Below are 13,191 nucleotides of genomic sequence, written 5' to 3'. Positions count from 1 at the left end.
TTATGTTTTTTGAATATTATTTAAACAGTTTGAAATTAAAATATCGTAAACAAGAACATAATGCAAAATCAAAAATTCAACTTAAAACATTTTTGAAAATTTTTGGAATGTCATTAGTAGTTTGTGTAGGATTAGGGCTTACAATTTCTGCAATTTATGGTCTTGTTGTTGTTTTTATTTCCATTGGGACCATCGGAACTATATAAAATAAGCTTTTATATTTGTAAATAATTAAAATTTGTTATTATTAAATATTACAAATATTGGAGTAAAATGAACAAAAAAATTAATATTGCTATTGATGGACCATCCGGTGCAGGTAAATCTTCAATAGCACAAACTATTGCACAAAAGTATAATTATTTATTCGTAAACACAGGTTCACTTTACAGAGCTATTGCGTATTTTTGCTATAAAAATGAAGTAAAAATTGACAGTGAGAAAGAAATTTTAAAACACTGAAGCAATTCTTTTTTACAACTTTTAGAAGATGGTTCTATTTTGTTAGAAAAGCAAAAAATTGAAGATGAATTGAGATTAGATGTTATTTCTAAAAATGCTTCACAAATTGCAAAATTTCCAAAAATAAGAGAACAAGTTGTAGATATTTTAAAAGAATTTCAACAAAACCATAAAGGAATAATAATGGAAGGTAGAGATACTACATTTGTTGTTATGCCTAAAGCAGAATTAAAGATTTTTCTATGAGCTGATTCAAAAATAAGAGCAAAAAGAAGAGTTGAACAAAACAAAGAATTAAATTTAGAAACTAATTTCCAAACAATTTTAGAAGAAATTGAAAAGCGAGATCAAAATGATATGAATCGTAAAGTCAACCCTCTCCATAAGACCGAAGATTCAATTTTTATAGACTCAACACATTTAAATTTTGATCAAGTAGTTAATCAAATTTGTAAATTAATTGAACAGAAATTGCTTTAAAAATGAAGAATATCGTAGCTTTAATCGGTAAACCAAATGTTGGAAAATCAACATTATTTAATAAATTAGTAGGAAAAAAAGTTTCAATAATTCACAATAGTCCAGGTGTTACAAGAGACAGAATTTATTCAAAAGTTTCTTGATCAGGCAAAGAATTTTACTTAATTGATACTGGTGGAATTGAGGTAGAAAATAAATCTTTTCAAGAGCTTATCAGAATTCAAACACAAATCGCAATAGAAGAAGCAAACCTAATTATTTTTTTAGTAGACGGTAGAGCTGAAATTGATTCAGACGATTATTTTGTTATTGATCTTTTAAGAAAATCAAATAAAAAGGTTTTAATTGCAGCAAACAAATTAGAAGGAAATAAATTTTTTGATACAAGCATTTATTCTTTAGGTTTTGAAGAAATTTTCCCAATTTCAGCTATTCATGGCGAAGGTATTGGAGACTTATTAGATGCAACAATAAATAACTTAGATTTTGCAAAAGAGAAGGAAAAAGAAGCATTTAAACTTGCAATTATAGGAAAACCTAATGCAGGAAAATCAACTTTATTAAACACGCTGACTAAAGAAAATAGATCAATCGTTTCGCCCATCGCAGGAACTACCAGAGATTCAGTTTCTAGCTTTATAAAAATAGATAAAATGGATTTTGAAATAGTTGATACTGCTGGGATTATTAGAAAATCTAAAATAGCAGAATCTGTTGATTTTTATGCACTATTAAGAGCTTTTAATTCTTTAGATGAGGCTAATTTATCCTTGATTTTAATAGATGCTACACAAGAATTATCACATTTTGATGCTCGTTTGGCAGGTTATGCATTTGAAAAACAAAAACCCATTATTTTAGTAGTTAACAAATGAGATTTAATTGCTAAAGAAACTAACACTCAAAATATTTTTATAAAGAAAATGAAGCAAAATTACAAATTTTTAGATTGAGCCCCTATTTGTTTTATTTCTGCACAAACAGGAAGTAGAATTACTAAATTAACAGATACAATAATTCAAGTAAAGAATAATTTAGAAAAAAAAGTTTCCACAAATGCCTTAAATCAGTTTGTTTTAGATATTCAAATGCTCCAACCTCCACCAAGTGTTAGAGGTAAGAAATTAACTATTAAATTTGCTCAACAAATCCAAGCACAAATTCCTACTTTTTTATTTTTTGTTAATGACAAAAATTTAATTCATTTCTCCTATCAAAGATACATAGAAAATCAATTTAGGAATTATTTTGGTTTTGAAGGTTGCCCAATAAAAATAATTTACAAAAATAATAAAGAAAAATAAAGAAAATAAAGTAAAATATAAATAATTTATCAATACAAAGGAAATCATTATGAACAAAAAAGAACTATTAGAATTAATTATGGATGAAACACAACTTTCATTTAAAGAGTGTGAAGCAGTATTAAATTCATTTTTTGATATAGTAACAGGTCAAATTAAAAGAGGAGACAAAGTTGTAATTGCAGGATTTGGAACATTTCAAGGTATTTTTAAAGAACAATCTACAGCAATTAATCCAATTACTAAATCAGAAGTTAGTATTCCAGCAAAAATGGTGGCAAAATTTAAACCTTCTAAAAATCTAAAAGATATGTTGAAATAGAAGTTTAAAATGTCAAAACCAAATAAACAAGCCAAAGAGTATTTTATTGATGATACTCAAATTAAAACTCCAACAATTCAAAGAGACGTTGAAGGTCAAAAACCAAAAGAAAACATTATTTTTTATAAAAGATTTTTAAGATTTAAAGAAAGACATAAAGCAGAAAGAGTAGCTCTATTTTTCTTGTTACTTGCTATCATTATAGTAGCAATTGTTGTAATAACTTGAATAATTATCTGATCTCAACAAGACATACACCATGATCAAGTTAGACCAGTTGCTGAAATTCTTTATAAAAATTCTGCTAGCCAACAAGCTTCTACTACAATTTTCAACACCACAACATCAGATTTTTTTACACTAATTAAAAAGTAATTTGTTATGGATGCTAAAAAAATCCGAAATTTTTCTATCATAGCACACATCGATCATGGTAAGTCCACTTTAGCAGATCGTATTTTAGAATTAACTAATGCAGTAGAAAAAAGAGAACTTCAAGCACAACATTTAGATTCTATGGATCTGGAAAAAGAACGAGGAATTACTATAAAACTAAATGCAGTGCAGCTTCATTACAAAGACTATATTTTTCATTTAATTGACACACCAGGTCATGTGGATTTTACTTATGAAGTTTCAAGGTCTTTAGCAGCTACTGAAGGTGCTTTGCTACTTGTTGATGCTACACAAGGAATTGAAGCTCAAACACTTGCAAATGTTTATTTAGCTATAGAAAATAATTTAGAAATAATTACAATAATTAATAAAATAGATTTGCCAGCAGCTGATGTTGATAGAGTTAAAGAAGAAGTAGAAAATGCTATAGGTACACCTACAGATGATGCAATTTTAATATCAGCCAAAAACGGTACTAATATTGAAGCAGTTTTAGACGCTATTGTAACTAAAATACCAGCTCCAAAAGTAGATGAAAATCATAAAGAATTAAAAGCACTTGTTTTTGATTCTTATTTTGATATTTACAGAGGAGTTATTATTTTAGTAAGAATTGTATCTGGTTCAATTAAAGTAGGCGATGAATTTAAATTTATGGCAAATGGTAAAAAATTTGGTGTTATTGAACTAGGTGTAAGAACTCCAAAAGAGCTTAAAAAAGAAGAACTTGTAGCAGGTGAAGTAGGTTGAATTGCAGCCTCAATTAGAAATGCAAAAGATGTTTCAGTTGGAGATACTATTACTTTAGTTTCTAATCCAGCAAAAGAACCTTTACCTGGTTATAAAAAATTAAAACCTGTTGTTTATACCGGATTTTATCCTGTTGATTCACAAGATTACAATTTATTAAAAGATTCATTAGAAAAAATTTCACTATCAGATTCTTCAATTAGCTATGAACCTGAGTCTTCAAAAGCTTTAGGTTTTGGTTTTAGAATCGGATTTTTAGGTCTTTTACATATGGAGATTTTGCAAGAAAGACTCGAACGTGAATTTAATTTATCAATAGTTGCCACTGCTCCTTCTGTTGAATTTAAAGTTACTAAAACAAACAAAGAGGTAGTTTCTATTTCTAATCCTAGTTTTTTTCCTGAACCTACACAAATTGAAAAAATTGAAGAACCATATATAAGAGCAACAATCTTTGTTCCTGAAGAATTTCTAGGTTCAATAATGGGTTTATGTCAAGATAAAAGAGGAGTGTATGAATCTTTAGAATACATAGACAAATCAAGAAGAAAACTAGTTTATATTCTTCCTTTATCTGAAATTATTTTTGACTTTTTTGATAAATTAAAATCTATGTCCAAGGGTTATGGTTCTTTTGAATATGAAGTAATTGGTTATCAAGAATCAAATTTAATAAAATTAGATATTTTATTAAATGGACAAAAAGTAGATGCTCTTTCAATTATTGTTCACAAAGATTTTGCATACAAAAAAGGAAGAGAATTAACAGAAAAATTAAAAGAAACTATTCCAAGACATTCATTTGAAGTTCCAGTTCAAGCTGTTATTGGCTCAAAAGTTATAGCCAGAGAAACAATAAAAGCTTATCGTAAAGATGTTACCGCTAAGTTATATGGGGGAGATGTCACTCGTCGTAAAAAACTCTTAGAAAAACAAAAAGCTGGTAAAAAACGTATGAAGTCCTTTGGTACAGTTGATGTTCCACAAGAAGCTTTTTTAGCTGTTTTAAAAACAGATACAGATAATAAAAAATAAAATCATATTAATTTATGATTTTATTTTTCTTTAAAAATGAAGAAAAATAATCTTGATATAAGATAATAACGTAAAGGAGTCTAAATGAAATATTATAAAATTTCAGAAATTGCTAAATTAGAAGCAGTGAGTCAAAAATTCATTAGAAAAGAAATAGCTAAAAAAAGTTTAATTTCTATAAAACAAAATAATAAATATTTAATTTTAGACTCAGATTATCAAGATTGAAAATTATCCTATAAAAAAGAAGTAAACAGTAATAAAAAAATAGGAAAAATTGAAGAAAAAGTTCATTTCATTGACGTGTTAAAAGAAATAAATAAATTAGACGGTTGAAATTTTAATTATAAAAATGGTTATAAATTTATAGACCTATTTTCAGGAGCAGGTGGATTATCCTGTGGTTTAGTTATGGCAGGTTTTGAGCCAATTGCTAGTGTTGAAATTATGCCTGAAGCAGTAGCAACTTATGTCTATAATTTTCAAAATAGGAACAAAAAAGAAGAACTTATTGAAACTAGAGATATTAGAGATGCTAAAGTCAAAGAAGAACTTTATAACAAATTTAAAAATACAAATATTGATCTAATAGCAGGAGGATTTCCATGCCAAGGTTTTTCTATGGCAGGAAATAGAGTAGTTGATGATCCCAGAAATAGTTTATATCTTGAAATGTTAGAAATAGTCATAAATTTGCAACCAAAATTTGTTCTTATGGAAAATGTGCAAGGTTTAAGAACAATGTTAAATGGACAAGTAGAACAAAAAATAATAAATGACTATAAAAACATAGGATATCAGATAAATGTAACTACTTTAAATAGTGCAGATTATGGAGTTGCTCAAATAAGAAAAAGAGTGATTTTTATAGCAAATAAAATTAACAAAATTAATTATTTTCCTAAACCAATATTACAACAAAAAGACTATAAAACTCTTGGTGAATGTATAGAAAAATATATGCATTTAGAAGAAAATAAAGAAATAAATCATATTTTTACAAAACATTCAAAAGAAATGGAAGAAAGAATCAAAAATACTCCAGAGGGACAAAGCGCTTACAAAAACTATTCAGATGGTTGAAAAAAATCTCCTTGAAATCAACCTAGTTGCACTATTAAAGAAAACCACGGTGGTGTCAATATCCATCCAAAATTACCACGAGTTTTAACACCAAGAGAATTAGCAGCCTTGCAATCTTTTCCAGATGATTTTATTTTTAAAGGTTCCAAAAAATGACAACTTGTACAAATTGGTAACGCCGTTCCTCCGTTGTTAGCTAAAGCGATTGGACTTGCAATTAAAAAAAGTTTGGACAAAAATAATGTATTATAGAAATTTAAAAGTATTACAAAGCAACTTTTTAGAAGATGAAAATAATTGTATTGAATCTTCAACAGCTATAGGCTTTATAATTAAAGAATTTTTAACAAGAAAACTAAAGCTTATTTAATTTTAAAAATAAATTATAAGTTTGACAAATCTTTAAAAGATCAGCAAAGAAAAAATGATTATTAGTAATATCTATTCTTTCTTTTTAAAAGAAGTTGATTTTCAACAAGGACACAAACAAGATCATAGAAATTGAAGCTCTACTTTTAATAGAAATTCAGGAAGATTGTTAATATCAAAATATTTTCCAAAATTAGACCCTAATTCTATAAGTTATCAATTAACTAAAAAATTCTTAATAAATATTATTAAAAAAAATAATAAATAATTTTTTAGTTTAAAAATAATAAAAAAAACTATATAATTCCAACTATGTTAAACCACAATCAAAATGCAATTGAATTTATTCAAATAACTAAGAAGTTTGGAGAATTTGTCGCAAATGATAATATCAACATTAATATCAAGAAAGGTACTATTCATGCCTTAATTGGTGAAAATGGTGCTGGTAAATCAACTTTAATGTCGATTTTATTTGGAATTTATACTCCAACCCAAGGTAGTATTAAAATAAATGGAAAAAGTAGTTTTATTCAAAATCCTAATGAAGCAAAAGATTTAGGAATTGGAATGGTGCATCAACATTTTAAATTAATTGATGCTTATACAAACTTAGAAAATATTATTTTAGGTAGTGAATTTTTAAAAAATAAAGTTTTTGTAGACTATGAGTTAGCAAGAATAAAAGTTTCACTATTGCAAAAAAAATATAATTTACATTTTGATTTAGATCAGAAGACTGGAGATGCAACAGTTTCAACTCAGCAAAAAGTTGAAATTATGAAAATGCTTTTTAAAGATTCTGATATTTTAGTATTTGACGAACCAACCGCTGTGTTAAATCCACAAGAAATTGAAGGATTTTTAGACATTCTTCGTTTTTTTAAAAATAGTGGAAAAACAATTATCTTCATATCTCATAAATTACATGAAGTAAAATCCGTTGCTGACGAAGCAACAGTAATTAGATTAGGAAAAGTTGTAAAACATTTTCCTTCTTTAAAAAATGTTCAAATTGATGAATTATCAGAAGCAATGGTTGGTAAAAAAGTTGTAATACCAAAAAATCAAAGTGGAATTTTATCAGACAAAACAGGCTTTCGGATGACTAATATTTTTGCTAAGCAAAACAAAGAAATTTCCAATATTAACATAGAAATTAAAGAAGGAGAAATTCTAGGTATTGCAGGTGTTGAAGGAAATGGTCAAGAAGAAATTGAGCTTGTAATTTCAGGAATTTTAAAGCCAAAAGAAGGAAAAATTGAGATTCTAGACAATTCAGGTCAGCTTGTAGATATCACAAATTTTTCAGTAAAAAACAAAAACAAAGCAGGTATTTCACACATTCCAGGTGATAGACATAAATATGCAATTGTGCTTGATTTTACTATCAGAGAAAATGCAATTATTAGAGAACTTTATAATCCAAAATTTCAAAAACTTAGTTTTATAAAAAATAAAGTTTTAAAAAATTTTTATAAAGAAATTCAACAAAAATTTGACGTACGTGGTGATGGAAGTGGAAATGCACTTGCAAGGTCTTTATCTGGTGGAAATCAACAAAAAGCAGTAGTAGGGCGTGAAATCCTTTCAGAGCATAAATTATTAGTTGTTGTTCAACCTACTAGAGGATTAGATGTTGGTGCTATTAACCAAATTTATGACTATCTTTTAGAAGAAAAAAAGAAGAAAAAATGTATTTTATTAATTTCATATGAACTTGATGAAGTTTTTGCTCTAGCAGATTCAATTATGGTTATCAATAAAGGTAAACTATCTGAAAAAAGAAGTGCAAAAAGTATGACAAGAGAACAAATAGGAATATTGATGGGAGGTGTGCATAATGACTAATGTTTTTACAAAAATAAAAGAGTTTAATTTATCAAAAATAATGAATTTTATTTTCAATAATGAGTCTATTTCAACAAGAAGAAAAGTTTTTAATTCATTATGATCTATCTTTTTTGGTCTATTAATTGCTTTTATTTTTATTTCTTCAAGTGCAAGTCCGTTCGAGGTAATCGAAGATATTTTTAATACTGCGTTTTCATCAACAAAAACTTATGATACATTATTGTTAGTTATCATTTTCACTTTTGGTGGTATAGCTGTAGGAACAGGATTTAAAGCAGGAATTTTCAATATAGGAATACCTGGTCAAATGATGACATCGGGAGGAGTAGCATTACTTATTTTAATTAATTCTGCTAAAATAAATGAACCAGTCTCAAATGGCTTTATTTTCCTAGCATTTTTAGTTGGAATTTTCTTTAGTGCTTTTATTGGTTTTATTGCAGGAGTACTAAAAGCCTTTTTCAAAATTAATGAAGTTATTTCAACTATATTACTTAATTGAATAATTTTTTACTTGTTTTATCAAATATTTTCAGCTCAATTATGAAACTTTTATAAAGGCGATGATGTTTCTCAGTCTGTAACTTTACCTACTTTTACAACTAGCAATAATTTTATAATTATGATGTTATTTATTTTGGTGATTTTTGCAACGTTAATGTGATTTGTATTCCAAAAAACTACTATTGGTTACAAAATTAAAATGTCAGGACTAAATTTAAATGCTTCAAAATATGCTGGAACAAATGAAAAAATTCTTGTTATTTCTTCTCTTTCATTTTCAGCGTTAATTGCAGGGGTTGCTGGATTTTTATGATATGTGATTTTACAAAAAAATATGCTGTTTAGTGCTAGAGCCCCATTAAAAGAAGGTTTTGATACTATTTTAATTGCACTTCTTGCTTATAATTCACCAATTGGTTCTATTTTAGTTTCTTTATTTTATTCAATAATTTTTAGCGGAAGTTCTAATTTACAAAGTATTGCTTATAATCTTGATTCAAATTCAATTTCTATTATTTTTGGTATTGTAGTTTATTTATCAGCAATTTCTATTGTATTTACAAAATTTAAACCACTTACCTTCATTTATAAAGCTTATTTACTTATAAAAGCACAGGTTTTTTGAAAATCTCAACAAAAAGAACAGTGAATAACTTTTAAAAAAGAAAAAGATAGTAAATTAAAAACTAGTTCAAAAAAAAGGAAAAATTCAGAACTTTTAGAAGAAAAAGTTCATATAGTTGAAGACAAAATAAATTACTTACAAAATCAATATAATAAACGAAATCTTGCTTTATTTACAACTTACTTTAGATTAATAATCCTTCATTTTAAACATAATTGTTTAAGTAAAAAAATCATTAAACAATCTACTGCACAACACAAATTAGAATGAAAAAAATTAAAAAAAGAATTAGAAAATGAGTTTTTAACTAACTATAAAAATATTAAAACACTAAATTCAACTCAAAAACAAATATCAGATGATGAAAAACTTGCTGAATTTAGTAAAATTCATGAAAAAAGAAAACAATTAGATGAAAAATTAAATAGTTTAGGTTATGACAAGTTAAAATACCAAAAACAAAAACACAAAGCTAATATCTTTGCTTTAAATAATTTGTTTAAGAAGGATTTAAAAGAGTTTTTAGCCATAGAAGAAAAAAAACTGTTAATTACAATAAACAAAATTAAAGCAAAAATATGTAAAAAATCTAAAAAAGAGGTTAAATAACATGGTTGAATTAGAACAAATTATAGTTTTCTTCTTTTTATTTCTTTCCATTATTATGATTGCTACTTATTCTGGCTTTTTTAGTGAAAGAGTTGGAATTGTTAATATAGCAATTGATGGTATGATGATTATAGGAGCAACATTTTTTGGTTTACTTGCACAGTCTTTTAATGCCGTTAGTCCGATAATGTCGTTAGTTGTGATATTACTAGCTTCATTAATTACAATGTTATTTTCAGCACTTCACGGACTTATTACCATAAAATTGAAGGGTAATCATATAATTTCAGGAGTTGCTATTAATTTATTAGCTGGATCAATTTCTGTTTTACTTTTAAGATTTACTGGAGCCAATGCACAAAAGTTTCAGTATGATTTAAAAGAACTAGCAGCTTCTACAGATAATTCTAGTTTTCTAAACATTATTTCTTTAAAAGTAGTTATTACAATTTTAATTTTTGTCTTCATTTTTATAGCTTTTAAGTACACAAAATGAGGTCTTAGACTAAAATCAATTGGTGAAAATCCACAAGCTGCAGATGCTGCAGGTATTAATGTTAATTTCTACAAATGACAAGGTGTTTTAATCTCAGGATTTTTAGCAGGAATCGCAGGTAGTATCTGATCACAATATTTAGGTGTAGGTTTTGGTGGAAACGTTAGTGGTTTAGGTTTTATTGCTTTAACTATTTTAATTATGGGAAGATGAAAAGTCGCTTATATAGGAATAGCTTCTATCATATTTTCTTTAATTTATTCAATTACTACAGTTATTGGTAATGGAAGTGGAATTTTCGAAAGTGTAAAAACTTACCAAAATATTTTCTATTTATTACCATATCTAGTAACGTTAATAATATTAATTTTTACATCAAAAAACACTATTGCCCCAAAAGCAGTTGGTCTCCCTTATGACAAATCATTAAGGTAGAAAATAAAAAACTTAACATTTTTTATTTTTATGGTATATTATAATTTTAAATTATACATTTAATAACTAAGGAAGGTGAATTTATGAATATTAAAAAATCATTATTATTTTTAACAGGAACAATATCAACAGTAGCATCAGTAGCAACTTTTGTTTCTTGTGGAGAAACTAATTCAACTAGACTTTTTGACAATTCTTTTGTTGCAAATAGAAAACAAGAAGTTGAAAAAGCAAAAGCAGATAAAACAGCATTTGACTTTAACACAGTTTTATTAACAGCTGGTGGTACTGTTCAAGATAAATCATTTAATCAATCAATTTGAGAAGCTGTTCAGGATCACTACATTCAAATTGGTAAAACTAGTATAAAAGATAGAGTTTCAGAAGAAACTAATAATCAGTCAGAACTTATTGGTAAATATAAAAATTTCCTTAATAGAGATCAAAACGTATGAATTTTAACTGGTTTTCAACAAGGTATAGAGTTTCCTAATTTTTTAAAACAACAAGCTCCTGATGGTAAAACATATGCTCAATTATTAGCAGAGAAAAATGTAATAATAATTGCAGTAGACTGAGATTTATCACAAGAAGATACAAACTTAATTCAGCCAGGACACTTTATTTCATTATTATACAAAACAGAAGAAGCCGGTTACATCGCGGGTTATGCTGCATCTAAATTTTTAGCATATAAATTCCCAAATGATGAAGCAAAAAGAACTATTTCTCCTTTTGGTGGTGGTCATGGAGCAGGAGTTACTGACTTTATCGCAGGGTTTTTAGCTGGAATAGCAAAATACAATAGCGATAGCCCAACTGCAAAAGTAAAAATCGCAGATGAGAAAATTAATATTGACACAGGATTTGTAGCTAATCCTACAACTTCTACACTTATAAATAATTTAGTAAGTAAATCTGCACTTATTTTTCCAGTAGCAGGTTCATTAACAAGTTCAGTAGTTGATTCAATTAAAAAATCAAATGATTCAACAAAATACTTAATAGGAGTAGATACAGATCAATCTAAAGCACTTTCTCCTGCTACAGCTTTCTTTACTTCAGTAGAAAAGCGTTTGGGAAGAACAATTTTTGAAGTATTAACTGATATTTATCTTAAAAAAGAAAATTCATCATTTTTAGGTTCATTTAGATCATTCCAGTTAAACAATCCAGCAAACGCTAGAGTTTATAAAGGAATTTCAGATGATTTTGTTGGTGTTTCTAATTCTACAGTTGCAAATGCAGACAAAGCAAAAGCTCAAGAATTTTTAGATGCAGCAACAAGAGATTTTAAAGCTCAAATCCAAGCTCATCCAACAGATTACAAAACAGTTTTAGGTATTCCTACAATGCTAATTAATGAAGATGATGCAAAAAGTAATGAAAAAGCTTTAAACAATTTAATTAAAAAAATTAACGGAACAACTACTACAGCAGCATAAAATCTATTTATAAATTAAAATTCAATAATCATTTAAAATAACACCCAATTTTGGGTGTTATTTTTAAATCAAAATATTATAAAATAATATAATTATTTAATATGTCAATAGCAATAATAGCAGAATATAATCCTTTTCATAATGGACATATTTATCAATTAAATTATGTTAAAAAATATTTTCCAAATGACAAAATTGTTGTAATCTTAAGTGGAAAATATACTCAAAGAGGCGAATTAGCAGTAGCAGATTTTGAAACTAGGAAAAAGTTTGCTTTAAAATTTGGAGCAGATGAGGTTATTAAATTACCTTTTAAATATTCTACCCAAGCAGCTCATATTTTTGCTCAAGGTGCAATAGAAATTATTGCAGAAAATAAAATAGATAAATTAATTTTCGGTTCTGAATCAGATGATATTGATCAAATGTATTTTTTAGCTACTACAATTAAAAATAATTTTGAAAAATATAATCAACTAATAAAAATATTTTTAAAACAAGGTAATTCTTTTCCAAATGCTTCAGCACTAGCTCTTAAAGAATTAACAGGCACAGTTATTACTTTACCTAATGATATTTTAGGTTTTGAATATGTTAAAGCCATTGTTTTTAATAATTATAATATTAAAGCTTATTGCTTAAAAAGAACTATTGATTTTCACTCAGAAACCCCAGATGATAATTTTGCTTCCGCATCTTATTTACGTAAATTCATCTATAAAAATGAAGACATTTCACAATATAGTCCTATGAAATTTTCTTCTATTCCTGATAGAATCGAAAATCATTATCCAGAATTTCAAAAAATAGTTAGAGAAAAATCTTCCGAAGAATTAGCTCAAATCCATTTAGTTTCTGAAGGAATCCAAAATCTGTTTAAAAAGCATATTGATGCTCCTGATTTTGATTCTTTTATTAACAGAGTTAATTCTAAACGATATACAAGTAGTAGAATTAAAAGAGTAATGTTGTACATTTTATTGCAGATTACAAATCCTGATGAAATTGATATTTAATTTAAA

13 protein-coding genes are annotated in these 13,191 nt (G+C 26.7%); all 13 read left to right on the top strand.

What is annotated here, in order from left to right:
- The first annotated feature begins 2 nt into the window (after nt 1-2).
- Nucleotides 3-206 (top strand): hypothetical protein, encoded by a 204-nt coding sequence (locus HF996_RS03565; protein ID WP_168910662.1) that lies wholly within the window; start codon nt 3-5, stop codon nt 204-206.
- A 67-nt stretch (nt 207-273) separates the two neighbouring features.
- Complete coding sequence (gene cmk, locus HF996_RS03560) at nt 274-942, top strand: (d)CMP kinase (RefSeq protein WP_168910661.1); 669 nt, start codon at nt 274-276, stop codon at nt 940-942.
- Between the two features lie 2 nt (nt 943-944).
- Nucleotides 945-2,246, top strand: a complete 1,302-nt coding sequence (gene der, locus HF996_RS03555) for a ribosome biogenesis GTPase Der (RefSeq protein WP_168910660.1) — start codon at nt 945-947, stop codon at nt 2,244-2,246.
- Between the two features lie 49 nt (nt 2,247-2,295).
- Complete coding sequence (locus HF996_RS03550; RefSeq protein ID WP_168910659.1) at nt 2,296-2,568, top strand: HU family DNA-binding protein; 273 nt, start codon at nt 2,296-2,298, stop codon at nt 2,566-2,568.
- Nucleotides 2,569-2,577: 9 nt separating this feature from the next.
- Nucleotides 2,578-2,943 (top strand): hypothetical protein, encoded by a 366-nt coding sequence (locus tag HF996_RS03545; protein WP_168910658.1) that lies wholly within the window; start codon nt 2,578-2,580, stop codon nt 2,941-2,943.
- Nucleotides 2,944-2,949: 6 nt separating this feature from the next.
- Entirely contained in the window at nt 2,950-4,749 is a 1,800-nt protein-coding gene (gene lepA / locus HF996_RS03540) for a translation elongation factor 4 (protein ID WP_168910657.1), read from the top strand.
- An 84-nt stretch (nt 4,750-4,833) separates the two neighbouring features.
- On the top strand, nt 4,834-6,084 hold the full coding sequence (locus HF996_RS03535) for a DNA cytosine methyltransferase (protein ID WP_168910656.1): 1,251 nt from the start codon (nt 4,834-4,836) through the stop codon (nt 6,082-6,084).
- A 172-nt stretch (nt 6,085-6,256) separates the two neighbouring features.
- A complete protein-coding gene (locus HF996_RS04130) occupies nt 6,257-6,469 on the top strand; it encodes a hypothetical protein (RefSeq protein ID WP_254427709.1) in 213 nt (70 codons plus the stop codon).
- Nucleotides 6,470-6,513: 44 nt separating this feature from the next.
- Nucleotides 6,514-8,052 carry an ABC transporter ATP-binding protein gene (locus HF996_RS03525; RefSeq protein WP_168910655.1) on the top strand — a complete coding sequence of 513 codons (1,539 nt, stop codon included), beginning with the start codon at nt 6,514-6,516 and terminating at the stop codon, nt 8,050-8,052.
- A complete protein-coding gene (locus HF996_RS03520) occupies nt 8,045-9,793 on the top strand; it encodes an ABC transporter permease (protein WP_168910654.1) in 1,749 nt (582 codons plus the stop codon). The genes HF996_RS03525 and HF996_RS03520 overlap by 8 nt, the downstream gene beginning before the upstream one ends.
- A gap of 1 nt (nt 9,794) precedes the next feature.
- Complete coding sequence (locus tag HF996_RS03515) at nt 9,795-10,724, top strand: ABC transporter permease (RefSeq protein WP_168910653.1); 930 nt, start codon at nt 9,795-9,797, stop codon at nt 10,722-10,724.
- Nucleotides 10,725-10,807: 83 nt separating this feature from the next.
- Nucleotides 10,808-12,169, top strand: coding sequence for a BMP family ABC transporter substrate-binding protein (locus HF996_RS03510; RefSeq protein WP_168910652.1), 1,362 nt, complete (start codon nt 10,808-10,810; stop codon nt 12,167-12,169).
- A gap of 101 nt (nt 12,170-12,270) precedes the next feature.
- Complete coding sequence (locus HF996_RS03505; RefSeq protein ID WP_168910651.1) at nt 12,271-13,185, top strand: nucleotidyltransferase; 915 nt, start codon at nt 12,271-12,273, stop codon at nt 13,183-13,185.
- The last annotated feature ends 6 nt before the right edge of the window (nt 13,186-13,191 follow it).

Source organism: Mycoplasma sp. 1654_15 (genome assembly GCF_012516495.1).
GTDB lineage: Bacteria > Bacillota_I > Bacilli_A > Mycoplasmatales > Metamycoplasmataceae > Mesomycoplasma.
The sequence above is the reverse complement of the archived record's forward strand: the minus strand, read 5'-3'. Positions and strand labels throughout refer to the sequence as shown.